This is a genomic window from Pseudomonas sp. Irchel 3A18, from assembly GCF_900187465.1.
GTDB classification, from domain to species: domain Bacteria; phylum Pseudomonadota; class Gammaproteobacteria; order Pseudomonadales; family Pseudomonadaceae; genus Aquipseudomonas; species Aquipseudomonas cichorii.
This window is the reverse complement of sequence record NZ_FYDI01000001.1, coordinates 563,752-589,499: the sequence shown is the minus strand read 5'-3', so window position 1 is coordinate 589,499 and position 25,748 is coordinate 563,752. Positions and strand designations below refer to the sequence as shown.

Here is a 25,748-nt window from a genome sequence, read left to right as displayed (position 1 = left end):
GCCAGGGAAAACCCTGGCGGCCTTTTCATGCACCCACTTCCTGAGCCCGCCATCACTCCTTGTTCAACGACTCCACGCCCATCTCGTCCCACACCTCTTCAGCCAGATGGAAAGTCGCATTGGCGGCCGGAATCCCGCAATAGATCGCGCTCTGCATCAGCACTTCCTTGATCTCGTCACGGGTCACGCCATTGTTTTTGGCGGCCTTCAGATGCAGACGCAATTCCCCTTCGCGATTCATGCCGATCAGCATGGCGATGGTGATCAGGCTGCGGGTATGACGCGGCAGGCCGGGGCGCGTCCAGATATCGCCCCAGGCATGACGGGTGATCATTTCCTGAAACTCTTCGTTGAAGGGGGTCAGTTTTTTCAGGCTGTTATCGACATGGGTATCGCCCAGCACCGCACGACGAACCTGCATGCCGGCCTGATAGCGTTCTTCTTCATTCATTGCTTGATCCTTGTGTGTTCGGCGACGGCACGTTCAACCCAGAGTCGGGCCTGGCCAAGGTAATGAGCCGGGTCGAGCAAGCGATCCAGCTCTTGAGATGACAATTGGGCAGTGACGTGCGGATCCTCACCCAGCACCTGACGCAGATGCGCGCCCTGCTGGACTGCCCGACGACAGTTCTGCTCGACCAGATGGTGTGCAGCATCTCGTCCGATGCGTCGGGAAAGCTCGATGCTGACAGCTTCGGCCAGCACCAGCCCACGGGTGGAATCCAGATTCACCAGCATCCGCGACTCATCGACTTCCAGCCCCGGCACAACCTGCAAGGCTTGCTGCAACGAGCCGGACACAAGGCAGCAGAGTTCCGGCAGGGTTTCCCATTCTGCATGCCACAGGCCCAGACTGCGCTCATGCTCCTGAGGCATGGCGGTAAACATTGTGGCGACCAGCCCCGGCGCGCGAGTCGCCGCGCCGATCATCACCGCTGCGCCCACCGGATTTCGTTTGTGGGGCATGGTCGAAGAGCCGCCCTTGCCTGCTGCCGCGGGCTCGAACACTTCGCCAACTTCGGTCTGCATCAGCAGGCTGATATCCCGGCCCATCTTGCCCAGGCTGCCCGCAATCATGCCCAACAGACTGGCGAACTCCACCAGCCTGTCACGCTGGGTATGCCAGGGCTGATCAGGCACGCTCAACTGCAACTCGTCTGCCAGGGCCTCGGTTACCGCAAAAGCCTCATCCCCCAAGGCCGCCAGACTGCCGGAAGCCCCACCGAACTGCAGGCACAGCAGGCGCGGCCTGATCTCTTCCAGGCGCTGGCGATGGCGCGTCACCGCCCCCAGCCAGCCAGCGATTTTCATGCCCAGCGTCACTGGCGTCGCCTGTTGCAGCCAGGTGCGCCCGGCCAGTGGCGTCTGCGCATGACGCTGGGCCTGCACGACAAGGGTGTCGGCCAGCTCTTGCAGATCACACTCCAACAGTTCGATAGCACGACGCACTTGCAGGATAAGCCCGGTATCCATCACATCCTGGCTGGTAGCCCCCATGTGCACGTAACGTTCGGCTTCAGGGTTACGCTGGGCAATCTGCTTGCCCAGCGCCTTGACCAGCGGAATCGCCGAGTTGCCCGCATTACCGATTGCAACGGCCAGGTCATCGAAATCGAACAGCCCGGCACGGCAGCTTTCCACAATATCGGTCACTACGTCCCCGGGAATCAGCCCGACACGGGCCTGAGCCCTGGCCAGTGCGGCCTCGAAATCCAGCATGCCCTGCACTCGCCCGGCATCGCAGAACACCTCGCGCATTTGGGGCTGAGTGAAATAGGCATCGAAAAGTTGATTGCTCGGTCTGTTCACATCACCGCTCCAGATAAAAAGTCAGGTGGCATCTGCATGGCTGACCCAGCCTTTGATCAGTACCGCCAACGCGGCCAGCGCAGCGGGAATCACCAGTGCAGTCAGGACCTGCTCGAAGCTCCAGCCCAATCCCAGCAGCGTCGCACCAGCCCAGGCACCGAGAATCGCACCAAAGCGACCAATGCCCAGCATCCACGAAACACCCGTGGCACGACCCTGGGTCGGATAGAAACGGGCCGCCAGCGAAGGCATCGCCGACTGCGCTCCATTGATGCACATGCCCGCCATCAGCACGAGGGTCGCCAACAGCGCAACATTGTGCAGGCTCTGCCCGACCAGCCAGGCGAACACACCGGCCAACGCATAGGCCACGCCAATCACCTTATGCGGGTTGAACCGGTCCATGGCCCAGCCGACGCCCACGGCACTGAGCACACCGCCAAACTGGAACAAGGCACCGATGAACGCCGACTGCTCCATGCTCGCGCCGCTGTCGCGCATCAGGGTCGGCAGCCAGCTGGTCAGCAGATAAACGATCACCAGGCCCATGAAATAGGTCAGCCACAGCAACAAGGTTCCGGTGCTGTAAGTGCCGGAAAAAATCACCTTCAGTACATTGCGGCTGCTGACGGTCTTTTGCTCCGGGACGCTGAAATCCCCGGCGGTCGCTACCTCAGACGGCGCAATGGGCGCCAGTACTTTACGAATCCGCTCTGCACCGCGATTGCGCACCACCAGAAAACGCGCCGACTCCGGCAGCCAGACCATCAGCACCACTGCCAGCAGCAACGGCAGGATGCCGCCGAGCATCAGCAGGCTGTGCCAGCCCAGGCTGGGAATCATTTTCGCCGAGACAAAACCTCCGCACGCCATGCCCAGGTTGAACCCGCAGAACATGCTGGTGACCAGCAAGGACTTGAGGCGCTCGGGCGTGTATTCGGACAGCAGCGTGGTAGCGTTGGGCATTGCCGCACCCAGCCCCAGGCCGGTCAGCAGACGCAGCACCAGCAACTGGTCGATATTGGTGCTGTAGGCCGAAGCCAGGCTGAACAAGCCAAACACAAACACTGCGACCACCAGCACCACTTTGCGACCAAAGCGGTCAGCCAGCGGCCCGGAGCCCAGTGCGCCGAAGACCATGCCGATCAGGGCTGCACTCATCACCGGCCCAAGGCTGGCACGGTCAATGCCCCAGTCCTGACTCAACGCAGGCGCAATGAAGCCCATGGCCGCCGTATCCAGGCCGTCGAGAAAGACGATCAGAAAGCACAACGCAACAATCCGCCACTGATACCTGGACAGCGGCTGACGGTTGATGAAGACCTGCACGTCGAGCGTGCCCGTGGCGGGCTCGCGAGCTGAAAGCGTCATGGATGTTTCCTTTTATTTTTATAAGGTCGCCAGCCAATGCTGGCGCCATGCAACGCACGCAATGACAACTTTTTAAAAGTCGAAAAACACCGTTTCGTTCTCGCCCTGAATCTGGATATCAAAGCGGTAAGCCAGTTGACCATCGACGCTGCAACGCCGTGCAATCAGTGTTTCGCGACGTGGCGGTTGTTCGATCAGGTTCAGCACCGGATCGACCGCATTGGCCTGAGGCTCATCGTCGAAATACAGCCGCGTCTGCAAGTGGATATTGATCCCTCGGGCAAACAGAGAAACGTTGATATGGGCCGCCATCGGCACTCCGGCGGCGTTGTGCACGACACCCGGCTTGATGGTCTTGAGCGTCCACAGGCCATCGTCCCCAGTTGCGGTACGACCAAAACCGTTAAAGGTCTTTTCAGCCCCGTAAATGCTGTCATAGACACCATTATGGTCGGCCTGCCAGAACTCCAGAAACGCATCGCGAATCAAGTGGCCATTGCCATCGTAGACATTCCCCAGTAACAGAATGTGCTCACCCGGCGCACCGGGCTTGGCCATCTCGTTCCAGATTTCCAGCTCGCGAGTCGGGTTACCGGCTATTTCCAGCGCCAGACCGATATGCACATAAGGGCCAGCGGTTTGCGAAGGCGTTTCCTGCAACAGTTGAACGGGCATGTCGAAACCTCCTCAGCAGTTTTCAAAGTGAGTCTTGCGCTGGCCGCGCAGAACGATATCAAAGCGATAAGCCAGACAATCCATCGGATTGCCCATGCCGAGGTCAAGCCTGGCGATCAGGCTCTGGACCGCATCGGGGTTGGTAATCGACTTGACGATCGGGCAGATCGGAATCAACGGATCGCCCTCGAAATACAGCTGGGTGATCAGGCGCGTGGCAATCGACGGGCCACTGACCGAGACATGGATATGCGCAGGCCGCCAGTCGTTGGGGCCGTTGCGCCATGGGTACGGACCGGGTTTGACGGTGCGGAAACTGTAGTTGCCTTCGCTGTCGGTCAGGGTCCGGCCGACACCGCCGAAATTGGGGTCGATGGGTGCCAGATAGCTGTCGCGCTTGTGACGATAGCGGCCACCGGCATTGGCCTGCCAGATTTCCACCAGCGTGTGCGGAACAGGCTTGCCGTACTGATCGCAGACCCGACCGGCGACGATGATGCGCTCACCGATGGGCAAGCCGCCATTGTTGAAGTTGAGCAACAAGTCGTTGTCATGCTGACCGAACTTCAGGTGTGAAAAGTCCGGGCCGCTGGCTTCGGAAACCGATTGTGGAATGCTGACCAGCGCCTGGCGCGGGGAGCGCAGGATCGAGGTCTTGTAATCCGGTGTCAGTGCTTTGGGATGCCAGTTGCGATCCCGAATGACGAAGCGGCTATTGTCCGCGACAGACATGGCGTTCTCCTTGTTCTTTTTATGGAGAGCGCAAGTGCTCATCACTTGCGCTGCAGGCTGCGGCGAAGTGTCGCGTGATAGCACTTAATCGAAAATTGAAAATATTTGCAGTATCCATAACCAAATGGTTATGCATATCGCCCGTCACGATACGCCTCGCCCACCCCGCGCAATTCATCTACGCACCACTGGGCAGCCCGCGATAACGGCAAGGCGGGATTACTGCACAGGCCCACGGAGCCACCCGGCTCGCGAATCCCCATGTCCAGTTCCACCAGTGTGCCGATCTGCAATTCCTGAAGTACGGCATCCAGCGGCGCAATCCAGATCGCGTTGCTGCACTGCACATAACGCCGGCTCAAGGTCAGCGACAGGGTTTCCAGTCGCTGGCGTGGCGGCTGAATCCCGTATTGCACGAACAGGCTGTCAGCAAACTTGCGGATGGTGGTCCCGGCCAGCGGCAGGACCAGCGGGAAACTTTCCAGGCTTTCGCGTTTGAGAGGCGCCGCCAGCAAGGGGTGATCATTGCGAACCACCAGCGTCATCGACTCGTTGTACAGATGCTCGAAAGTCAGGCCCTGGATCTGCGGGCTGTCGGTCATGCGCCCCACGACCAGATCCAGCTCGCCGACCCGAAGCTGCGACAACAGATAGGCGCTGGGGCCAGTCATCACGCTGACAACCAGAGCCGGATGCCGCTCGTGCAGCCTGCTGATCACCTCAGGCACCAAAAGGCTTTCGGCGGTGGACAACACACCCAGCCGCGCCGTGACCGTTTCATGTTCCCCCGAACGCAGGCTACTGACGCCTTCACGCAGCGCCTGCACACTCGGCCCGGCAAAGCGCATGAAAGCCACCCCCGCTTCAGTCAGGGCTGCGCCGCTCTTGCTACGCACGAACAGCGTGGTTTCCAGCAGGGTTTCCAGTTCCTTGAGGCTTTTGGACAGCGCCGGCTGGCTGATCGCCAAGGCATCGCAGGCCCGAGCCAGACTGCCCTGGCGCGCCACTTCAAGAAAGCACACCAGATGACGAAACTTGATTCGGGTATCGATATTCAACGTGCGCCGGGCCTTTTGATGAGAGGTAAAGCAGTTCAATGACTCAGAAAAAAAGCAACCTGCTCACTGTCAAAGGGCCAATCCAGTTCGGCACCGGTATCGATGCGTCGCAACACGGGAATCCGCAGGCCATAGTCTTCGAAAAAAGCTTCGTTGTCGGCGATATCCACCAGTTCGACCAGCAGACCATGCTCGACCAGAGGCAGCAGAATCCCCTCGGCGACCTCGCAGAGATGACAGCCCAAGGTACCGAACAGTTGGCATTCGGGTGGCATGAAACGCATCCTCCCAGACAGTAGGCTAACTATTCTAGGACGGTTGATGCGTCAGCGCGAGTGCGTCAAACAGGCTGGGCCGGTCAGCGGACATGAGGTTCTAGGAGCCCACCAGGCGCGCGTCATTCCTGAAGCGCCGCTTGCTGAACTCGTTGGCACGATCGAGCACCGGCTTCTCGAAACAGCGGTAGCCTACCCAGCCGTAACACACCACGGCAGCCATCATCAGCGACGCGAAGAACAGGTTGTCCAGATAGCTCTCGGGCCACGCGCCAACCAGATGCCAGACCCGACCTATTACACCCAGAACTAGCAGATGCGACAGATAGACCGTGTAGGACATGTCGCCCACGGCAACCAGAAACCCTGGCATGGCGATCCTTTTACGCCTCTCCAGCAGCACAAGGCTCAACACCAGCGCGCCGAATGCCGACCCCACGGCCAGCATGCGCAACAAGCCCTGGCTGTCGTGAAGACGATAGATACCGATCAGGGGCATGCTCAGCAGCGCAATAACCAGCAGCCCCCAGACCGTCGACGTCGGTACCCGTTCGCTGCGTGGCCCGTAGAAGAACAGCGCCAGGGCAACGCCAATGATGAACTCCAGTGAATAGGGATGCAGGATGATCTTCAGAGCCGGTGAATAGTCCTGCCAGTTCTCCAGGCTGTTGAACACCACGATGACCAGAGCCCAGACCCCAAGCAGCAACGGCAGGCTACGCTCACGGAACCACAGGAAAGTGGAAAACATCAGATAGAACCACAGCTCGAACAGCAGCGACCAGGCCACCATCACCAGCAGGACTTTATCGTTGGGCAGCAGCAGGAAGGACATCAGCAGATTGGATGAACCATGGCCGCTGTTGACCATACCGGGCATGGCCAGATACACCCCAAGCGTGATGAAGAAATACAGCCAGTAGGTCGGATAGATTCGCGAAACACGGTTGAACAGAAAGCGCTGCGCCTCGACACCGTTCTGGAAGCGCCCGCGACTGACAATCACCATCACGAAGCCGCTGATCACAAAGAACAGATCGACACCCAACTGAAAGAAATCGAGAAAAGGCGGCAGAAGAATATCGCCGCCGGAAAATTTTTCCTCCAAAGACATCATGTGGAACAGCACGACGCCCAACACCGCCACGCCCCTGAGCCCTTGCAGGGAATACAGCCGCTCCATGCCTTTCTCCATTACTGACCGCCGCTGCTCCATGGCAACGCAGTACCCGATGACCGAGCCCCACAATTGGATACAGAGCATAGCCAAGCGTGGAAATTATGAAACCCCGGGCTCCAGCCTTTCAGCTTCACCTTCATGAAAGCAGTCCGACACGGGCAAGGCACAATCACGCAAAATCTTCGACAATGCATTACCTTTATTCAGGTCAGTTGCATCGACCCTTGCTGGCATCCTTGTGGCAGAACACGCCAAATTAGCGCGCTCGCCCCCGATGACGCACCAATATAAGCCACACGCTGCTGCGCCGGAACTGGCCGCGGCAATTGAAATGAACCTTCGCGAATACGCTGCACTCGAAACATCCATACGCCACCTGACGGAGAAAAACATGGCTCGCCAAACAGCACAAAATGCTCAAGATATATTGATGGCCGATTTTCAGACCCTGGTCGCCGACACCGAAAAACTGCTCGAACATACCGCCACTCTGGCTGGTGACCAGGCAGACGAGTTGCGCAGCCAGATCCACGAAAGCCTGTTGCGCGCCCGTGAAACCCTGAAACTGACCGAAGAATCCCTGCGCGAACGCGGTCAGGCAGCGGTCATCGCCACTGAAGACTATGTCCAGAACAATCCATGGCAATCGGTAGGTATCGCTGCCGGTGTCGGGTTCATTCTGGGCCTGCTGGCAACGAGGCGTTGATCCCATGAGCCTCGGAACTGAATCAGGGTCGCCCAAGGCGGACCAGGGCTCTTCACCGCGGCGCCTGGGCGCTGCATTTCTCGGTTTGCTGCACAGCCATGTCGAACTGTTCGGGATCGAGTTGCAGGAACAGAAAGCCCGCACCTTGAGCCTGTTGCTGTTCGCAGGACTGGCGCTGGTATTCGCCCTGCTGCTGTTGACCGGATTGTCGGCACTGCTCCTGATCATTCTGTGGGACAGCTATCGCCTGGCCGGCATCATTGGCCTGTGCTCGTTCTATTTCCTGGCGGCAGTGTTCTGTGCATTGCGCTTGAAAGAAGCAATCTTCGATGAGTCTTCGCCTTTCAGCGCGACCCTAGAAGAACTGGCCAACGACCGTGAGCGACTGATGCCATGAATGAACCGAAGTCGCACAGCGGCAACACACGGCGCGAACTGCGCAAGGCGCTGATTCGCCTGCGCATGGAAATGCATCGCCAGGAAATACGTCACGAGTCCGCTCACTTGCTGCAACCCCTGCAACGAATGCGCGGCCTGAAAAACGACTGGCAAGGCGCCCTGGGCATCAAGCATGCGCCCTTGTGGGGAGTCGGTGCCGTCGCTCTGCTGGGTTTCTTCAGCGGTCGGGGCGCCAAGAACCGCCAGGCCAGCACCATTGGCCGCCTGGTGAAGCTGGGCGTCACCCTGCTGCCCTTGCTCAAGGTTGCACTGCAAAACCGCACAGACAAGCGCTGACCTCTGCTTGGCTGCATTCTTGCAACATGTGTAACAAGTGCCCGCCCCGGAGTCGATCCGGGGCGGGTCTTGGTGCTGTGTAAGTAAGGAGAAATATGTGAAAGGGCAACCCCTTGCCTGCTTTCAGCCATTCATCGATACCGCTACCGGACGCATTGCCGGTGTTGAAGCTCTGGGAAGAATTCGTAAGGAAAACGGCCAGCTGGAATCGGTCGGACCGCTGTTCTCTGATCCGAAAGTACCTGCTGCCGATCTGCGTCGCCTTGACCGGCTGATCCGGGACAACGCCCTGAGACGTCTGCATGAAGCGCCCGGTGACTGGTTTCTGAGCCTGAATATCTCGCCCCGCTGGATCAGCCGTCTTCGACCCGGACAAGCCCTCCCCAGCCTCGAGCAGTTGCATCGACATAACGTTCCTGCCGAGCGCATCGTGTTTGAAATAACCGAACTGGGCGGTGACAGTCAGTGCCTGACCGATGTCGTCGCACGCTATCGCGAGGCCGGCGCCCGTATCGCCATTGACGACTTCGGTGCCGGGTACTCGCAACTGGACCGTGTCCTGTCGCTGCAGCCGGACATTCTCAAACTCGACATGCGCCTGTTCCAGGCCGCAGCGCGGGGTGGCCCGAGCAGTGATGTGGTCAAGGCGCTGGCCCTGATGGCAGAAAAGACCGGTTGCTGGATCATTGCCGAAGGCGTGGAAACCGAGGCCGAACTGAATTTTGCCCTGGAATGCGGCTCCCGTTATGTACAGGGTTATCTGTTCGCCAGGGGTGAGCTGGACTTTTTTGCCGCCGACACCTTCGTCACACATTTTGCCGAACTGCGAGACCGTTACGTCCTGCAGAAGGTCGCAGAACGTGCCCGGCTGATGGTGCTGCGCCAGCAACTGACGCAACTGATGCATCTGCTGCAACGCTGGGCCGAAAACAGACTGCCGGTCAGCGAGTTGCCGCAGGTACAAGACTACCCGTGGCTGCTGCGTTTCTATCAATGCGACCGGCATGGCACTCAACTCACGCCAAACCTGGAATGGCTCAAGGGTGCCTGGCACGCCGACGCCCGTTATCTGGGCCATAACTGGTCCTGGCGGCCTTACTTCTATCACCTTCTGGCCGAAGGCTGGGACGAGCGCAGACTGACCCTGTCCAACACCTACCGAGATGCCACCAGCAACCAGTATTGCCTGACTGCCGGACAGTTCTTCGACAATGGCAACCGCCTTCTGCTGATCGATATCGATGCCGCCGGGCTGTAACAGGCCTTGCGGTCCTGCGACCGAACCGGGAAGCTAGACGGACTCGAAAACAACGGAGTGAACGCCTTGGATTGGCAAACCCTGCTTAACCGCGAACGACTCGGCAAGCCGCTGCATAGCCCTGAAGAACTGGGCCGCAGCCCTTTCCATAAAGACCATGACCGCATCATCTTCTCGGGCGCCTTCCGGCGTCTGGGGCGCAAGACACAAGTCCACCCGGTTTCGAGCAACGACCATATCCATACGCGCCTGACCCACTCGCTGGAAGTCAGTTGCGTCGGACGCTCTCTGGGCATGCGCGTCGGTGAAACCCTGCGCAGCGCCCTGCCCGACTGGTGCGACCCCAGCGATCTGGGCATGGTGGTGCAATCGGCCTGCCTGGCTCATGACATCGGCAACCCGCCGTTCGGCCACTCCGGTGAAGACGCGATCCGCAACTGGTTCAATCAGGCTGCCCGGCGTGGCTGGCTCGATGCAATGAGTGAAACCGAGCGCAACGATTTCCTCAACTTCGAAGGCAACGCCCAGGGTTTTCGCGTCCTGACCCAGCTGGAATATCACCAGTTCGACGGCGGCACCCGCCTGACCTACGCCACTCTGGGGACTTACCTCAAATACCCGTGGACGGCCCGGCATGCCGACTCACTGGGCTACAAGAAGCACAAGTTCGGCTGTTATCAGAGCGAGCTGCCGATCCTTGAGCAGATCGCCCATAAACTGGGCCTGCCGCAACTGGAAGATCAGCGCTGGGCGCGCCATCCGCTGGTGTACCTGATGGAAGCCGCCGATGACATCTGCTACGCCCTGATCGATCTGGAAGACGGCCTGGAAATGGACTTGCTGGACTACGCCGAAGTGGAGTCGCTGCTGCTGGGCCTGGTGGGCGACGATCTGCCCGAAACCTATCGCCAGCTCGGCCCTGGCGACTCGCGCCGACGCAAACTGGCCATTCTGCGCGGCAAGGCTATCGAGCACCTGACCAATGCTGCCGCCCACGCCTTCGTCGAACAGCAGGACGCCCTGCTGGCGGGCACGCTTCCCGGCGATCTGGTGGAACACATGCATGGCCCGGCCAAGCGCTGCGTGCTGAATGCCAAGGACATGGCGCGCAAGAAGATTTTCCAGGACAAGCGCAAGACCCTGCATGAAATCGGTGCCTACACCACGCTGGAAATCCTGCTCAATGCGTTCTGCGGCGCGGCTGTCGAACAGTTCGGAGGACGTGCCCCTTCGTTCAAGAACCGGCGCATCCTTGACCTGCTGGGTAACAACGCACCCGACCCCAAGGCGCCCCTGCACAGCTCGTTTCTGCGAATGATCGACTTCATTGCCGGCATGACCGACAGCTACGCCACCGAAATGGCCAGGGAAATGACTGGCCGCTCCGGGCAGATATAGCACCCGTCGGCCGGACACGCTTGCCTCATGTGCCCGGCCAGACCATCTCATGCACAACAACTTCAGAAAAGGCCTACACACAGACCAAAAACGTCCTATCGCCACCCCTTCGCAGCACCCTCAATAATCCAGCCACTTTAACTGCCGAACTGGCAAGCGCCAGCAAGGCACTCTGCCGCCTTGCCGGAAACCTCATGTTTAAAAACGACTTGCGAATCCTGCTGGTAGAGGATCACCCTTTTCAACTGATCGCCACCCAGATCCTGCTGAACAATCAAGGCTACTTCCTGCTGACTCCAGCCCTGAACGCCCTGGAGGCCATGGCCGCCATGGAGCGCAGTGCGCAACCCTACGACCTGATCCTGTGTGACCAGTGTCTGCCCGAGCAAATGGGCTTCGACCTGATCGATCAGGCCTATAAACAGGGCTTCATCCGGCATGCCATCGTCCTCAGCGGCCTTGACCCGTCGCACCTGCATGAACTGGAACAGCAAGCCCTTGCACGCGGAATCCCGCTTCTGGGCTGCCTGAGCAAACCCCTGCATGGCCCTGACCTTTCCCGCCTGCTGGGCAAGCTGCCTACCAGAAGCTGATTTCAAGCACGACCCTCCATACCCGATTCCAGGAGCGATCAGACTGGCGTTACGCCAGCGAATGCACTTTTACACTGTAGGCAGCTTACGATTGTGTTGAAGGGTAATTCCGAAACGCGATAAACAACATAAAACCCAATAACTAATCTGCACACTGGAACATATTGAATTTTTTAAAAACTTAAATCCTTGCGTGGGCTTTTACGTACTCCAATACTCTAATTACTGTAGGAACTTTCCTATATACGCCTGCCGGGCGGGTCCATTCATGTGCCTGCCCGAACATCTGAGCTAAGGTGCGCGCTTTCTTCGCTGCTTGTATGGATTGAATTATGAACTCAGTTTTTATCATCGACGATCACCCCGTTATTCGCCTGGCTGTCAGGATGCTGTTGGAAAACGAAAACTATGAAGTGGTCGGCGAAACAGATAATGGCGTGGATGCCATGCAGATGGTCCGCGAATGCATGCCTGACCTGATCATCCTCGACATCAGCATCCCCAAGCTCGATGGCCTGGAAGTCCTGGCCCGTTTCAACAGCATGGGCCTGTCATCGAAGATTCTGGTGCTGACCTCGCAAACCCCGAACATATTCGCCATCCGCTGCATGCAATCCGGAGCGGCCGGTTATGTCTGCAAACAGGAAGACCTGAGCGAACTGCTGAGTTCTGTAAAAGCGGTATTATCCGGCTACAATTACTTTCCCAGTCAGGCACTGACTCCCGCCGTGCGCGAAGATGGGCAGCCCAGCGAAATAGAACTATTCAAGCTGGTAAATGATCGCGAATTGATGGTATTGCAATTATTTGCCCAGGGCCGCTCCAACAAGGAAATAGCCAAGGGCATGTTCCTCAGCAACAAGACCGTCAGCACTTACAAGACGCGACTCATGCAAAAGCTGAAAACCAGGACCTTGGTAGAACTTATCGAGATGGCAAAACGCAACGCGCTAGTGTGAGAACCCGGATGCCCAAGCGCTTGAAAAACTTTCTGATACTGGCAACGAGCCTATGCCTGGGCTGGGGTACATACACCAACCTTGAGGCAGCAGATCACTACACGCTGCTCGGCCGCTCAAACCCGGCTCACATGGATGTGAAGCTAGACGCCGCCCAGTGGCAATGGGTGCGCAGCAAGCGTGAACTGATCCTCGGCACCTCGGCGCCGGATTACCCACCCTTCGACATCACCATTTCCGGCAATGACTACGAAGGCATCACGGCCGATTACGCCAGCATCATCTCCAGGGCACTGGACCTCCCCATCAAGGTCCAGCGTTTCGAAAACCGCGAGGCCGCGATGAACGCCCTCATAACCGGCCAGATAGACCTGCTGGGCAGCGCCAATGGCTTTGAGGCCATGGACCGCAGCATCAAGCTGACAACGCCCTATGCCGTGGACCAACCCGTCCTGCTGGTACGCACCGGCGATACCCGCTCACTGACCGATGGCCTCAAGGGCATGCGTCTGAGCATGGTCTATCACTATCTGCCCCTGGCCGATGTCCAGGCGCTCTACCCCGAAGCCATCCTGCAGACCTACCCCTCTTTTCAGAACGCCATCAATGCCGTGGCCTTCAATCAGGCCGATGTCTTCCTCGGCGACACCATTTCCACGCAATACATCATCAACAAGGGCTATCTGAACAATGTGAAAATGGCCAGTTTCGGCAAGCACGAAGCCAACGGTTTCAGCTTTGCCACAAGCCATGAAAACACGCAGTTGCTGGACATCGTCAACCAGACACTCAAGGCCATCCCGATGGATGAGCGCATCGACATCTCCAAACGCTGGGGTGCTGGCAGCGACGTGCTGCTGACCGACCAGAAGCTGCAACTGACACAACGCGAGGAGCGCTGGATTACGCGGCACCCGACAGTACGGGTCATGGTCAACGAAACCTATGCCCCCTTGACCTTCTATGATGCCAACGGCAATTTCCGTGGCATCACTGCCGACCTGCTTGAGCTGATACGCCTGCGAACCGGCCTGCGATTCGAGGTCATACGGGCATCCAGCTCAAGCGACATGATGAATCAGGTTGCTCAGGGCCAGGCCGACATGATCGGAGCCATGGTGTCGAGTGATGAGCGTGGAGACCGGTTCAGCTTCAGTCGCCCCTACATCGACAACTCCTTTGTCCTGATCACCCGCAAGGGTGAAAAAGCCCCGACCTATCTGGAACAGATGGACAACCTGCATATCGCAGTCATCCAGGGCAGCCCGATACTGCAATGGCTACGACGCGAACACCCCGATATCGTCATCGTGGAAATCGACAATCCGTTCCAGGCGCTGGACATGCTGGCCACAGGCAAGGTGGAAGGCGCAGTCACATCCCTGCTCAGCGCCAATTACTTCCTGTCTTCCGGCGTCTTCGAGGGGCAACTGCAGATTACCGCCACCGTTGGCGAGGACCCTGCCCTGATCTCGATGGCCACTTCACGTAACGCACGGGAACTGAGCTCGATTCTCGACAAGGCACTAGCGAGCATTGCGCCACAGGACCTGGCAATCATCAATAATCGCTGGCGCTCGTATACCCCTGTCGGTAGCAATTGGCACAACTACCAGCGCCTCATCTATCAGATCCTGGCCGGTGCAGGCCTGCTTCTGCTCGGTCTGCTGGTCTGGAATGCCTACATGCGCCGCCAGATAAAACAGCGCGAAACGGCAGAACGGGCACTGGGCGATCAGCTTGAATTCATGAGCGCGCTGGTTAACGGCACGCCGCACCCGATCTACGTGCGTGATCGGGAAGGCCTGCTGCGCATGTGCAACGACAGCTACCTCGCTGTTTTCGAGGCCCGTCGTGAAGACATCATCGGCAAAAGCGCTACCGAAGGCGTACTGAGCAACGCATTCGAGGCCAGCGAGTACGCCGCCGACTACAAGCACGTCATGGCCAGCGGCACGCCCCTGATTCTCGACAGGACACTGCATATCGGCGAACGCCATCTGACCATCTACCACTGGATCCTGCCGTTTCGCGACTCCCTGGCACACGTGCAAGGCATCATCGGCGGCTGGATCGATATCAGCGAACGTCGACAATTGATCGAAGAACTGCAGTCGGCCAAGGAACAGGCCGACGATGCCAACCGGGCAAAGAGTACCTTTCTCGCAACCATGAGCCACGAAATACGCACGCCCATGAACGCGGTCATCGGCATGCTGGAGCTGGCCCTCAAACGTGCCGACCAGGGTGTTCTGGAGCGTTCCGCAATCGAAGTCGCCTACAGTTCGGCCAAGGACATGCTGGATCTCATCGGCGACATCCTCGATATCGCCCGCATCGAATCCGGACGCCTGACCCTGAGCCCCGAGCGAGCCAATCTGCGGCAACTGGTGGAGTCTGTCACCCGGGTGTTCGAGAGTCTGGCCCGGCAGAAAAACCTGAGCCTGGTGCTGGAGCTCGACAGCCGGACCAACACCGATGTCCTGATCGACCCGCTGCGCTTCAAGCAGATCCTGTCCAACCTGATCAGCAACGCGATCAAGTTCACCCAGCAGGGCCAGGTCAGCGTCACCCTGCAGGCAGCAAACGGCTCCAGCCATCAGCAAATGCACCTGAGCGTGACCGTGCAGGACAGCGGGATCGGCATCAGCGCCGACGATCAGCGTCGTCTGTTCGAGCCTTTTGCCCAGGCCGATAATCAGGCACGCATGGCGCGTACCGGTGCCGGACTGGGGCTGGTGATCTGCCGCAGCCTCTGCCAGATGATGGGCGGCACCCTGACCCTGAATAGCGAGCCGGGCCGGGGAACCCAAGTTCACATGACTCTGGAGCTGACCACCCTGGAACCGCTGGCCATCGCCACGCCGGTGCAAGAAGCCTCACTGCCGCCCGGCACGCCCTTGAACATCCTGATCGTCGATGATCATCCCGCCAACCGCTTGCTGCTTTGTCAGCAACTGGGTTTTCTCGGCCATCGTTGTGAAATGGCCGAACAGGGAGCCCAGGGGCTCGAGCGCTGGCTGGCCGAACCGTTCGATCTGGTGGTAGCCGACTGCAATATGCCGGTCATGAATGGCTATGACCTCACCCGCGCCATCAGAGCCCACGAACAAAGCGAAAACCTTGCCCCCTGTATCATCTGGGGCTTCACCGCCAATGCCTTGCCCGAGGAAATCCAGCGTTGCCTTGAGGCAGGCATGGACGACTGCCTGTTCAAGCCCATCGGCCTGACGCCCCTCAGCGAGCGACTGGCCAAGATCCCCGTACGCTCTGCACCTGCTGCCCCCTTCAACCTCAACAGTCTCAGCAACCTGACCGCAGGCCGGACAGAAATGATGCAGCGCCTGCTCACGCAACTGCTACACAGCAGCCAGGAGGACCGCAAGGCCTTGGGCGACCTGATGACCCGTGGAAACCACAAAAACATTGGCGAAATGGCTCATCGCATCAAGGGTGCAGCGCGAATCATTGGCGCATCGCGGGTGATCGAAAGCTGCGAGGCCCTTGAGCATGCCTGCTCGCCGGGTGATGACCCCAATGTCCTGGAGGCCTGTCACAGGGAACTGAACGCCGCCATGCTTGATCTCGAAAAGGCGTTGATCAGCCAGCAGCCAGAAGACCGAGAGCAAGAAGAGAAAGGGAAGCAACAGTGAAACAGGCACCGTTACCGCTTAACTGGTAGACTGCGCCCCGAAATTACCTAAGAGGATCGCTTCATGGCCACTAACCGCTCCCGTCGTCTGCGCAAAAAGCTCTGTGTGGACGAGTTCCAGGAATTGGGCTTCGAGCTCAATCTGGAATTCAAAGAAGATCTGGATGACGAGGCTGTTGATGCCTTCCTGGACGCTTTCCTGACAGAAGCCATGGACGCGAACGGTCTGGACTACGTTGGCGGCGATGACTACGGTCTGGTTTGCCTGGCTGATCGCGGTTCGGTCACCGAAGAGCAACGCGCTGCTGTAGAAGCATGGCTCAAAGGCCGCAGCGAAGTGGTCAAGGTTGAAGTCAGCCCGCTGCTGGACGCCTGGTATCCAGAAAAGCCGATCAACCCGGCGGCGTGATCCAGAAGCAGACAGTGTGAAAACCGCTCTGTGACGTTCAAACAAATGCCCCGACTTGTCGGGGCATTTGTTTTTCCGGGATACAAAGAGGCCTTTCACGACCGTCCACTGACTTTCTTACCTACAACAAAAAAATCCTGTTACAACCCCATGCCACAACCCACGCGGGCCCGGCTTCGGGCATAATGCCGTTCTGTTACAGCGCTGGCCTTGTGTTATTACCGTTCGGCCTCAGGCGTCTATCATTGTTACCGAGGGAATTCATCCATGCCCTCTTTTTGTTCCCCTTCTTTGCTGTAGGGTTTTTTTGATGATCAAATCTTTGCGTCCACTGCTTCTCGCCTCTTTTCTCCTGCCTCTGGCACTTCCTGTACATGCAGCCGTCATCAATACCACTCTTCCCCCCAAGGTCCAGCAAGCCCTCAAGGCCAGCAAGCTCAACGACAACGCATTGTCGGTAGTGATGCTGCCGCTTAACGGTCCTGGCACCCCGACAGTCTTCAATGCCGATGTTTCCGTGAACCCGGCATCGACCATGAAGCTGATCACCACCTATGCCGCGCTGGAAATCCTCGGCCCGACTCACCAGTGGCGAACCGAATTCTTCACAGACGGCACCCTGAGCAATGGCGTTCTGCAAGGCAACCTGTACCTCAAGGGCGGCGGCGATCCCAAGCTCAACATGGAAAAGCTCTGGTTGCTGATGCGTGACCTGCGCGCCAATGGCGTACAGCAGGTGACGGGCGATCTGGTGCTGGACCGCAGTCATTTCGTGCAGCCACAGTTGCCCGAGTTCAATGATGACGGCAATGACGATAACAAGCCGTTTCTGGTCAAGCCCGACTCGCTGATGGTCAACCTCAAGGCCTTGCGCTTCGTCACCCGTAACGATGACGGCAAGATCCGCATTTCTGTCGAGCCGCCCATTGCAAGCATCCGTGTCGACAACCAGGTCAAAGCGCTGGCGTCCAGGCAATGCACTGGCGATGTACGCTACAACCCGGTGCCACAACCTGATGGCAGCGTCAATGTGACGGTCAGTGGTCAGTTGGGCAATGGTTGTAACTCCCAGACCTACCTTTCGCTGCTCGACCACCCGACCTACGCTGCTGGTGCGGTACGGGCCATCTGGCAGGAACTGGGCGGCAGCATTCTGGGCAAGGATCGTGTCGATGTCGTGCCGGGCAACGCCAAGCTGTTGGCCAAGGCTTTCTCGCCGGACGTGGTTGAAGTGATCCGCGACATCAACAAATACAGCAACAACACCATGGCTCAACAACTGTTCCTGAGCCTGGGACAAGAGTTTCGTAATGATGCAGACGGCGATGACGCAAAGGCCGCGCAGCGGGTGATCCGTCAGTGGCTGGCGAAAAAAGGCATTACCGCACCGCATCTGGTCATGGAGAACGGCTCGGGCCTGTCCCGTGCCGAGCGCGTCAGCGCCCGTGAAATGGCAATCATCCTGCAGGCCGCATGGCGCAGCCCGTACGCTGCCGAGTTCATGAGTTCAATGCCTCTGGTGGGCATGGACGGCACCATGCGCAAGCGCCTGAAACGCACGCCACTGCTGGGCGAAGCTCACATCAAGACCGGCACGCTGAATACTGTGCGGGCCATTGCCGGTTTCAGCCGTGACAGCAATGGCAATACCTGGGCGGTGGTGGCGATTCTCAACGACCCACGTCCGTTTGGTGCGTCATCGATTCTGGACGAGGTGCTGGTGGATCTGTATCGCCAACCGAAACTTAACAACAGTACGGTTTCCATCCTGCAGCCCTGAGTTGCCACGTTACCGGTAGGAGCAATTCATTCGCGAGACGTCATTGGAGGCGATACATTTTCCTCGGATGTACGGGCCCGTCGCGAATGAATTCGCTCCCACAGATTTCTGACATTCGCGAAACAATTCGCGGATAAATCCCCGCAGTTTTGTGTGGCCCTTAGTCGAGTTCCGGCTCGACCCGGTCCCTGCCCGCCAGCTTGGCAGCATAAACCCCCGAGTCAGCCCTCAACAGCAGCGCATCCACGCTCTCTCCCGGCCGCCAACTGGCGATACCGAAACTGGCAGTGACCTGCCCGACCGTATCCAGCGGCTTGCTGCGCAAGGCCTCGCGCAAACCGAGAGCCAGTTGGTAGGCTTGCGGTGCCTGAGCCCCAGGGCACAACACGACGAACTCTTCCCCGCCGATACGGCAAAACACATCATCACAGCGCAGCCGCTGGCTGATCTTTTTGGAAATGGCCTGAAGCACCGAGTCGCCGACCGCATGCCCGTACTTGTCGTTGAAGCGCTTGAAGTGGTCGATATCCAGCATGATGACCGACAAGTAACCGCCGTGCCGATTGATGCGCGCCAGTTCGGACTGCAACCTGTCCTGAAAGTAACGACGGTTATAGGCACCGGTCAGTACGTCAGTCACCGACAGTGCCCGCAACTCCTGCTCGACCCGTTTGAGATCGGAGATATCCGAGATGAATCCATGCCAGAGCACGCTGCCATCGGGCAGACGCTCCAGCGTGGCGGCACCTCGCACCCAGCGCAGCCCCTTGCGTGGCAGCTCGATGCGATATTCCTCGCTCCAGGGCGAGGACTGCTCGGCACTGATACGGATTGAATCGCGCAGACGCACGATATCGGCAGGATGCGTACGCCTGAGCAGAACCTCGGCATCCTTGAGCAACTCTTCTTCGGTCAGCTCAAAGAGCTCGCACATGCCGACACTGGCGTAGGTGAAACGTGAACTGCCATCGGCATCCTGGCGATACTGATATATACCGCCCGGTACCTGGGAGCTGAGTTTCTTCAGCAACTGGTCACGTGCTTCAAGCGCCTCGTAGACACGCTTGTGCTCGGTGATATCGAGGCAGACAGCCAGGTAACCGATCCATTGCTCCTGATCGTCTCGCACCGCCGTGATCAGCATGTTCACCACCAGCGTGCTGCCATCGCGTCGCAGGAAGGTCCACTCCCGGGAAGGATGGCTACCCTCTTGCGTGGCATCGACGAACATGGCCTGGGCCGCGGTAATCGGGCGTCCATGAAGCTCACTCAACCCCTTGGCATGAGCTTCGAGTTCCGATAACCGATGCAGATCCTTGAGCTTGAATGTGCCAAGCACTTCTTCATCCGTGTAGCCCAGCATTTTCTGCGCACCGACGTTGAAGGTCGTGATGACGCCGTTGAGATCAGTGGCAATGATCGCCACTTCAGTCGCGGAGTTGAGCACATTGCGCAGTTGTCCGTGGGTCACGCGCAATTGCTGTTCGCGCTGACGCAACTCGCGGGTCCGCTGCTCAACCATGTGCAAAGCTCGCTGGCGCTGGCTGACAAGGCTGTAAAGCAAGGCACTGAGCATCAGGCTCAGGAGACCACCCAGCAAAGCCAGGCTGCCGGCCATCGGCGGACTGCTCAGCATGAAGGCGTCAGTGGGACGAACCTCAAGCAAATAATCACGATCGCCCATGCTCAGCAGAGTGCTGAGATGCAAATCACTCTCGGCCGCCACACCTGCGGAACGGTACAACAGATCGGGCTCACCGGCCGAACTCAAGTCGAGCATGCTCATGGCCAGATTGTCCTGACTGGGCAACCCCTCGTTCATCATTTGATCGAGGCTGATGATTGCCATGACAAAGCCGCGCAAGACCGGAGTGGGAGCATCAATGGCGGCAACCGGCGAGTACACGGGCGCCATCAGTAACACACCCCGGGTATCGGTCTTGCTCAGACTGACCAGATCCACCCGTGGTGTCGCCACGATGCTGCCACGCAGGCGGGAACGCTCGATGGACAAGTGCCGGATCTGCTCGGAGTTCACATCAAAGCCCAGAGGCGGAGGTTTTTTACTGAGGGTCTGGATAAACACGACAGGAAAGTACTCGTCGCGCACTTCGGCTGTTTTCAGCACGCCATTCCCGTCAAGCTCTCGTATGGCGAAATCCTTGACTCCAGCCTGACGGACGCTTTCTTCAAAGGTCGCACGCTGAACCTGGGTGACGTGAGGCGTCCATGTGTAAGCCTGGGTGCCTACCAGCATAGGGCCGACAAAACCCTCGTACTCGGTACGCGTGATCTCATTGGAATAGAGAAAGAAGCGACGCAGGGTATCAAGTCTTTTGACCTGACCATCCAGCCGCTCCTGGATACGGCTGAAACGCTCACCTGCCAGAAGGTCGAAACGCTGGCGTAACTGGCGTTGATACAGCTCCAGGTTCGCCAGTGCCAGCATCACGGTGAGTGCGGCGCCGGCGGCAAAAGCCAGCGCCGCAACCAACCATGCAGAGGCCTGTTCACTGATGAATCCCAGAATTCTGGGCCGGAACTGTTTCGCCGCCATACTTAGAACCCGTGACGCTGGCCATTATTCTCTTATAGCTATTCGCTAGTAATTTGCCTAGCCCGAATAAAGAGAATCAGTTCACGCGCGTCGTGATCTTCCAGGCACGGTGGATCTTGCTGTTGCGCGCAAAATCCTGATCAATGGTCTGGGCGGTGATTTCTTCGACCGCATAGCGCTGGGCAAGATTCTCGTCCAGCGCAAACTTGCGGAAGTTGTTCGAAAAATACAGCACGCCACCCGGTGCCAGACGTGCCATGGCCAGATCGATCAACTCGACCTGATCGCGCTGCACATCGAAGATCCCTTCCATACGCTTGGAGTTCGAGAACGTTGGCGGATCGATGAAGATCAGGTCGTACTCTTCACGGCATGCCTGCAACCAGGCCATCACATCGCCCTGCTCCAGACGGTTCTTGTCGGAGAAACCATTGAGCGACAGATTACGCCGCGCCCAGTCCAGGTAAGTCTTGGAAAGGTCGACACTGGTGGTACTGCGCGCCCCGCCCTTGGCAGCGTGAACGCTGGCCGTGGCCGTGTAGGAAAACAGGTTGAGGAAGCGTTTGCCCGCAGCCTCGCGCTGAATGCGCATGCGCATCGGTCGATGATCGAGAAACAGACCGGTATCCAGATAATCGGTCAGGTTAACCAGCAGCTTGACCCCGCCTTCGCTGACTTCCTGGAACTGACCCTGAGCACTTTGACGCTCATATTGCTTGGTGCCGCTCTGACGCTCGCGACGCTTGATCACTACACGGCTCTTGTCGATGTTCAAGGCCTGAGGAATCGCTGCCAGTGCATCGAACAGACGTGCCGAGGCTTTTTCCGGGTCGACGGATTTAGGCGCGGCATATTCCTGAACGTGAACCCAGTCATGGTACAGATCGATGGCCAGGGAATATTCGGGCATGTCGGCGTCGTACACGCGATAGCAGTCGATGCCTTCGCGGCGCACCCATTTACTCATCTGCTTGAGGTTCTTTTGCAGACGATTGGCGAACATCTGCCCGCCTTCGCTCAAGCGTGCCTGTTCGACCACAACCGGAGCCTGCTTGATCGGATTGCCATTCTTGTTGAGCTTTCTTTCGACCGGCTCTTCAACCTGTGTCTCGCGCTCGATCTGGCGCTGCTCGGGCGTACGCCGCTCGCCGGTGACGAACTGATCCGGCAGGACCTTGATGAGCAACAGCTTGCAAGGCAAGGCGCCGTTCCAGAAGGAATACTGCTTGTGGCTGCGAATCCCCATGCGCTTGCCCAGATCCGGCGCGCCGGTGAACACCGCAGCCTCCCAGTTGAGACACGCCTGACGCAGACGCTCACCCAGGTTCTGATAGAGGTACAGCAGGCTCGCCTCGTCGCCCAGGCGCTCACCGTAGGGGGGGTTACAGATCACCAGGCCTTTCTGGTTCTGATCCGGACGCGGCTCGAAAGTCGCCACTTCGCCCTGATAGACCTTGATCCAGTCGCTCAAGCCTGCCCGCTCGATGTTGTTGCGGCCCGGCTGGATGAGACGCGGATCGGCTTCATAGCCACGAATCCACAGCGGTGGCTTGGCCAGGCCTGCCTGAGCACGCGCCAGGGCTTCATCGTGCAGCTTGCGCCACAGCGCCGGGACGTGGCCGAGCCAGGCCGAGAACCCCCAACGCTCGCGCTTGAGGTTAGGTGCGATATCGGCGGCGATCATGCCGGCTTCCACCAGAAAAGTGCCGACACCGCACATGGGGTCAGCCAGAGCGCCACCTTCGGCAGCGATACGCGGCCAGCCGGAGCGGATGAGGATCGCCGCGGCCAGGTTTTCCTTGAGCGGCGCGGCGCCCTGCTGCAGGCGATAACCACGCTGGTGCAGGCTGTGGCCGGACAGATCCAGGGACAGGATTGCCTCGCCACGGTCCAGACGCAGGTGCACCCGCAAGTCAGGATTGATCTTGTCCACTGAAGGACGCAGGCCATCGGAGGTGCGCAGCTTGTCGACAATCGCGTCCTTGACCTTCAACGCACCGAAATGGGTGTTGTCGATGCCCGAACCATGACCGCTGAACTCCACAGCCACAGTGCCATCGGCTTCCAGATGATCCTGCCAGTCGACATGCAGTACGCCTTCGTAAAGGTCGTCGGCGTTTTTCATCGGAAAACGCTTGAGTACCAGCAGCACCCGGTTCGCCAGGCGCGACCACAGGCACAGCCGATAGGCGGTTTCCATGTCGGCTGTACCACGGATGGCAGAGGTGTGTTCGCGTGTGTCCTGAAGGCCAAGCGTGGTGGCTTCCTCGGCAAGCAGGCCTTCGAGGCCTTTGGGGCAAGTGAGGAAAAGTTCGTAGCGATCCGACATGAGTATTCCAGGGCCTGAGCCGTCAGCGGCGGGCAACGCATTGCCCGACCAGATTTAAAACAGACGTCTTTCATGGAGAGCGTCTGCGTGGCACATGATGTGTGCCGATCCACCGTATGAACCTGTCATGTCATTACGGCAGTCTTGTAACGATGAAAAAGTGAATATTGGACCCTACGACGTAGGTAATAAAAAGTCACATCGCGACCCTTCGTCGAATTTTCACTGAATGCATTAAGCCATTACTCGCATTTGCGAGCCCGTCTCACTCCTGCCTGAAACCCGCGACTCAGCAGGGTTAGGACATGAATCAAATTTGAAACACCTTCTCGCTTATCGCTCTACAGACCTAAATATGACGTGCTTATGACAAAACGATCATTCACACCGTCTCGCGCTTTGGTTAGAACTCACCACAGGTCATCACTGCAACGGTAATGACACTCAGGCCCGCGACGCCGGCAGCGGGCACCAACGGCAGAAAATTCTGCCCGACCTCGACAGAGGTCTTCAGGGATATAACAGTCAACAGACGAGGGCAATACCCTATGAGAAGACTTAAGCGTGATCCGTTGGAAAGAGCATTTTTGCGCGGATATCAATACGGCGTTACAGGTAAATCCCGTGAGCTTTGCCCTTTTACTCTACCGTCAGTACGCCAGGCATGGATCAATGGTTGGCGAGAAGGACGTGGCGACAACTGGGACGGTATGACCGGCACTGCGGGAATCCACAGACTCAACGAACTTCACGCGGTCGGATAGGTAACCTCCGGCCAGTCCATCAAACTTTCTACTGACTTTTACACCCATACCATGCACGCCCCATCCGGGCGGCGGGCTTCGGCCCAGGGGCTCCTCAAGGAGCCCCTTTTTTTCGCCCTGCAATCAGCTACGAGGCATGGCTGCAATCGCATCCACCGATTCACGGATAAGCGCCGGGCCCTTGTAGATGAACCCCGAATACACCTGCACCAGACTCGCACCGGCAGCGATTTTCTCGGCGGCGTGCCGGCCTTCGGTGATACCACCTGCTGCAATGATCGGCATACGCCCTGCCAGCTCGCCAGCCAGTACCTTGACGGTATGGGTGCTCTTTTCCCGAACCGGTGCACCGGACAGACCGCCTGCTTCGTCAGCATGGGCCAGACCTTCAACACCCTCGCGGCTGAGCGTGGTGTTGGTGGCGATGACCGCATCCATGCCGGACTCGATCAGGGCCGAGGCGACCAGCACGGTTTCTTCATCGGTCATGTCAGGCGCGATCTTGATCGCCAGCGGCACACGCCTGCCATGCAATTGCGTCAGTTCCTGCTGACGCAGGCTCAGCGCCTCCAGCAATTGCTTGAGGGAGTCGCCAAACTGCAGGCTGCGAAGGCCTGGAGTATTGGGCGAGCTGACATTGACGGTGACATAACTGGCGTGGGCATAGACCTTGTTCAGGCAGATCAGGTAGTCATCGACAGCGCGTTCCACAGGCGTATCGAAGTTCTTGCCGATATTGATACCCAGGATGCCCTTGTATTTCGCGGCCTGAACCCGGGAGACGAGGTTGTCCACGCCCAGGTTGTTGAAACCCATGCGATTGATGATCGCTTCGGCATCGGGCAGGCGGAAAATACGCGGCTTGGGGTTGCCCGGCTGCGGACGCGGCGTCACGGTGCCGATCTCGACAAAGCCAAAACCCAACTGCGCAAAACCATCGATGGCCGCACCGTTCTTGTCCAGCCCGGCTGCCAGCCCTACCGGATTCGGAAATTCCAGTCCCATGACCGTGACCGGCAACTTCGCAGGCGCCTTGCTCAACAGGCCATTGAGGCCCAGCCGACCACCGGCACCGATCAAGTCCAGCGACAGGTCGTGGGAGGTTTCCGGGGAAAGTTTGAAGAGTAACTGGCGGGCCAGGTTATACATGGGCGGGCAAGGCTCGTGGGAAGCTGAATTCAGGGCGCGATTATAGACATGTGCCGCCCCCGGCGCGAGGCAAGCTTGCATTTCGTGCTTTTGCGCCCTCCATCTGTGCGCAACGCTTCACGGCAGTGCACAAACAGCCACGGCATCCACCCCAATGCCCCGCAGACAGGCTTACCTGCAACTTGGCACAACCGCTGCATGAACGCATGTCATTCACAAGACTGCACCCCTCAACGACGAGGGCTGCTTTTCCCGAGAGAACGGGACCGGACAAAGGCGTCCTCGTCAGGTAACTGGCGAGACGCCTTTTTTGTTTGCGCAGAATTTATCGAGCACGGCCTTGCCGTGACCTCGGAGGC

22 protein-coding genes are annotated in these 25,748 nt (G+C 58.5%); 11 read left to right on the top strand and 11 right to left on the bottom strand.

The annotated features are described in order from the left end of the window. Positions 1-52: 52 nt before the first annotated feature. The 8 genes from pcaC to CKW23_RS02420 all read right to left on the bottom strand — a co-directional run bounded on the left by pcaC (position 53) and on the right by CKW23_RS02420 (position 7,103). Complete coding sequence (pcaC, locus tag CKW23_RS02455; RefSeq protein WP_025260526.1) at positions 53-451, bottom strand: 4-carboxymuconolactone decarboxylase; 399 nt, start codon at positions 449-451, stop codon at positions 53-55. After that, positions 448-1,809 (bottom strand): 3-carboxy-cis,cis-muconate cycloisomerase, encoded by a 1,362-nt coding sequence (locus CKW23_RS02450; protein ID WP_025260527.1) that lies wholly within the window; start codon positions 1,807-1,809, stop codon positions 448-450. The genes pcaC and CKW23_RS02450 overlap by 4 nt, the downstream gene beginning before the upstream one ends. Before the next feature lie 21 nt (positions 1,810-1,830). Beyond that, positions 1,831-3,180 carry an MFS transporter gene (locus CKW23_RS02445; RefSeq protein WP_025260528.1) on the bottom strand — a complete coding sequence of 450 codons (1,350 nt, stop codon included), beginning with the start codon at positions 3,178-3,180 and terminating at the stop codon, positions 1,831-1,833. A gap of 72 nt (positions 3,181-3,252) precedes the next feature. Further along, a complete protein-coding gene (gene pcaG / locus CKW23_RS02440) occupies positions 3,253-3,855 on the bottom strand; it encodes a protocatechuate 3,4-dioxygenase subunit alpha (protein ID WP_095066974.1) in 603 nt (200 codons plus the stop codon). Between the two features lie 12 nt (positions 3,856-3,867). Next, on the bottom strand, positions 3,868-4,587 hold the full coding sequence (gene pcaH / locus CKW23_RS02435) for a protocatechuate 3,4-dioxygenase subunit beta (RefSeq protein WP_025260530.1): 720 nt from the start codon (positions 4,585-4,587) through the stop codon (positions 3,868-3,870). A 128-nt stretch (positions 4,588-4,715) separates the two neighbouring features. Further along, positions 4,716-5,645 carry a pca operon transcription factor PcaQ gene (gene pcaQ, locus CKW23_RS02430; protein WP_095066973.1) on the bottom strand — a complete coding sequence of 310 codons (930 nt, stop codon included), beginning with the start codon at positions 5,643-5,645 and terminating at the stop codon, positions 4,716-4,718. Between the two features lie 35 nt (positions 5,646-5,680). Further along, on the bottom strand, positions 5,681-5,920 hold the full coding sequence (locus tag CKW23_RS02425) for a glutaredoxin family protein (RefSeq protein ID WP_025260532.1): 240 nt from the start codon (positions 5,918-5,920) through the stop codon (positions 5,681-5,683). 100 nt (positions 5,921-6,020) lie between these two features. After that, positions 6,021-7,103: an acyltransferase gene (locus CKW23_RS02420; protein ID WP_095066972.1), complete on the bottom strand. Its 1,083-nt coding sequence runs from the start codon at positions 7,101-7,103 to the stop codon at positions 6,021-6,023. Between the two features lie 388 nt (positions 7,104-7,491). On the opposite strand from CKW23_RS02420, the gene CKW23_RS02415 reads away from it, so the two are divergent. The 10 genes from CKW23_RS02415 to dacB all read left to right on the top strand — a co-directional run bounded on the left by CKW23_RS02415 (position 7,492) and on the right by dacB (position 18,590). Next, positions 7,492-7,806, top strand: a complete 315-nt coding sequence (locus CKW23_RS02415) for a YqjD family protein (protein ID WP_025260534.1) — start codon at positions 7,492-7,494, stop codon at positions 7,804-7,806. A gap of 4 nt (positions 7,807-7,810) precedes the next feature. Continuing rightward, the gene (locus CKW23_RS02410) at positions 7,811-8,203 is read left to right on the top strand and encodes a phage holin family protein (RefSeq protein WP_025260535.1); all 393 of its coding nucleotides are present in this window, start codon (positions 7,811-7,813) and stop codon (positions 8,201-8,203) included. After that, entirely contained in the window at positions 8,200-8,541 is a 342-nt protein-coding gene (locus CKW23_RS02405; protein WP_025260536.1) for a hypothetical protein, read from the top strand. The genes CKW23_RS02410 and CKW23_RS02405 overlap by 4 nt, the downstream gene beginning before the upstream one ends. A gap of 97 nt (positions 8,542-8,638) precedes the next feature. Next, a complete protein-coding gene (locus CKW23_RS02400; protein ID WP_095066971.1) occupies positions 8,639-9,799 on the top strand; it encodes an EAL domain-containing protein in 1,161 nt (386 codons plus the stop codon). 66 nt (positions 9,800-9,865) lie between these two features. After that, positions 9,866-11,197 (top strand): deoxyguanosinetriphosphate triphosphohydrolase, encoded by a 1,332-nt coding sequence (locus CKW23_RS02395; RefSeq protein ID WP_095066970.1) that lies wholly within the window; start codon positions 9,866-9,868, stop codon positions 11,195-11,197. Between the two features lie 194 nt (positions 11,198-11,391). Continuing rightward, the gene (locus CKW23_RS02390) at positions 11,392-11,790 is read left to right on the top strand and encodes a response regulator (protein WP_038399907.1); all 399 of its coding nucleotides are present in this window, start codon (positions 11,392-11,394) and stop codon (positions 11,788-11,790) included. Positions 11,791-12,122: 332 nt separating this feature from the next. After that, positions 12,123-12,749 carry a response regulator transcription factor gene (locus CKW23_RS02385; RefSeq protein WP_025260540.1) on the top strand — a complete coding sequence of 209 codons (627 nt, stop codon included), beginning with the start codon at positions 12,123-12,125 and terminating at the stop codon, positions 12,747-12,749. An 8-nt stretch (positions 12,750-12,757) separates the two neighbouring features. Beyond that, positions 12,758-16,402, top strand: a complete 3,645-nt coding sequence (locus tag CKW23_RS02380) for a transporter substrate-binding domain-containing protein (protein ID WP_095066969.1) — start codon at positions 12,758-12,760, stop codon at positions 16,400-16,402. Positions 16,403-16,465: 63 nt separating this feature from the next. Beyond that, complete coding sequence (locus CKW23_RS02375) at positions 16,466-16,810, top strand: YggL family protein (RefSeq protein WP_025260541.1); 345 nt, start codon at positions 16,466-16,468, stop codon at positions 16,808-16,810. 310 nt (positions 16,811-17,120) lie between these two features. Further along, positions 17,121-18,590 carry a D-alanyl-D-alanine carboxypeptidase/D-alanyl-D-alanine-endopeptidase gene (gene dacB / locus CKW23_RS02370; RefSeq protein ID WP_025260542.1) on the top strand — a complete coding sequence of 490 codons (1,470 nt, stop codon included), beginning with the start codon at positions 17,121-17,123 and terminating at the stop codon, positions 18,588-18,590. A gap of 160 nt (positions 18,591-18,750) precedes the next feature. Here dacB and CKW23_RS02365 read toward each other — a convergent pair whose 3' ends face one another. After that, positions 18,751-21,147 (bottom strand): diguanylate cyclase, encoded by a 2,397-nt coding sequence (locus CKW23_RS02365; RefSeq protein ID WP_025260543.1) that lies wholly within the window; start codon positions 21,145-21,147, stop codon positions 18,751-18,753. A 76-nt stretch (positions 21,148-21,223) separates the two neighbouring features. Next, a complete protein-coding gene (rlmKL, locus tag CKW23_RS02360; protein WP_095066968.1) occupies positions 21,224-23,476 on the bottom strand; it encodes a bifunctional 23S rRNA (guanine(2069)-N(7))-methyltransferase RlmK/23S rRNA (guanine(2445)-N(2))-methyltransferase RlmL in 2,253 nt (750 codons plus the stop codon). Between the two features lie 548 nt (positions 23,477-24,024). On the opposite strand from rlmKL, the gene rmf reads away from it, so the two are divergent. After that, positions 24,025-24,240, top strand: a complete 216-nt coding sequence (gene rmf, locus CKW23_RS02355; RefSeq protein WP_074569014.1) for a ribosome modulation factor — start codon at positions 24,025-24,027, stop codon at positions 24,238-24,240. Between the two features lie 123 nt (positions 24,241-24,363). On the opposite strand, the gene CKW23_RS02350 is transcribed toward rmf, so the two are convergent. After that, positions 24,364-25,389: a quinone-dependent dihydroorotate dehydrogenase gene (locus CKW23_RS02350; RefSeq protein WP_095066967.1), complete on the bottom strand. Its 1,026-nt coding sequence runs from the start codon at positions 25,387-25,389 to the stop codon at positions 24,364-24,366. Positions 25,390-25,748: the final 359 nt, after the last annotated feature.

Excerpts from the sequence above, each read along its gene's own strand:
- pcaC (WP_025260526.1), bottom strand. The coding sequence starts at position 451 with ATGAATGAAGAAGAACGCTATCAGGCCGGCATGCAGGTTCGTCGTGCG.
- CKW23_RS02445 (WP_025260528.1), bottom strand. The coding sequence starts at position 3,180 with ATGACGCTTTCAGCTCGCGAGCCCGCCACGGGCACGCTCGACGTGCAG.
- pcaG (WP_095066974.1), bottom strand. The coding sequence starts at position 3,855 with ATGCCCGTTCAACTGTTGCAGGAAACGCCTTCGCAAACCGCTGGCCCT.
- pcaH (WP_025260530.1), bottom strand. The coding sequence starts at position 4,587 with ATGTCTGTCGCGGACAATAGCCGCTTCGTCATTCGGGATCGCAACTGG.
- CKW23_RS02425 (WP_025260532.1), bottom strand. The coding sequence starts at position 5,920 with ATGCCACCCGAATGCCAACTGTTCGGTACCTTGGGCTGTCATCTCTGC.
- CKW23_RS02420 (WP_095066972.1), bottom strand. The coding sequence starts at position 7,103 with ATGGAGCGGCTGTATTCCCTGCAAGGGCTCAGGGGCGTGGCGGTGTTG.
- CKW23_RS02415 (WP_025260534.1), top strand. The coding sequence starts at position 7,492 with ATGGCTCGCCAAACAGCACAAAATGCTCAAGATATATTGATGGCCGAT.
- CKW23_RS02410 (WP_025260535.1), top strand. The coding sequence starts at position 7,811 with ATGAGCCTCGGAACTGAATCAGGGTCGCCCAAGGCGGACCAGGGCTCT.
- CKW23_RS02405 (WP_025260536.1), top strand. The coding sequence starts at position 8,200 with ATGAATGAACCGAAGTCGCACAGCGGCAACACACGGCGCGAACTGCGC.
- CKW23_RS02390 (WP_038399907.1), top strand. The coding sequence starts at position 11,392 with ATGTTTAAAAACGACTTGCGAATCCTGCTGGTAGAGGATCACCCTTTT.
- CKW23_RS02385 (WP_025260540.1), top strand. The coding sequence starts at position 12,123 with ATGAACTCAGTTTTTATCATCGACGATCACCCCGTTATTCGCCTGGCT.
- CKW23_RS02380 (WP_095066969.1), top strand. The coding sequence starts at position 12,758 with ATGCCCAAGCGCTTGAAAAACTTTCTGATACTGGCAACGAGCCTATGC.
- CKW23_RS02375 (WP_025260541.1), top strand. The coding sequence starts at position 16,466 with ATGGCCACTAACCGCTCCCGTCGTCTGCGCAAAAAGCTCTGTGTGGAC.
- dacB (WP_025260542.1), top strand. The coding sequence starts at position 17,121 with ATGATCAAATCTTTGCGTCCACTGCTTCTCGCCTCTTTTCTCCTGCCT.
- CKW23_RS02365 (WP_025260543.1), bottom strand. The coding sequence starts at position 21,147 with ATGGCGGCGAAACAGTTCCGGCCCAGAATTCTGGGATTCATCAGTGAA.
- rlmKL (WP_095066968.1), bottom strand. The coding sequence starts at position 23,476 with ATGTCGGATCGCTACGAACTTTTCCTCACTTGCCCCAAAGGCCTCGAA.
- rmf (WP_074569014.1), top strand. The coding sequence starts at position 24,025 with ATGAGAAGACTTAAGCGTGATCCGTTGGAAAGAGCATTTTTGCGCGGA.
- CKW23_RS02350 (WP_095066967.1), bottom strand. The coding sequence starts at position 25,389 with ATGTATAACCTGGCCCGCCAGTTACTCTTCAAACTTTCCCCGGAAACC.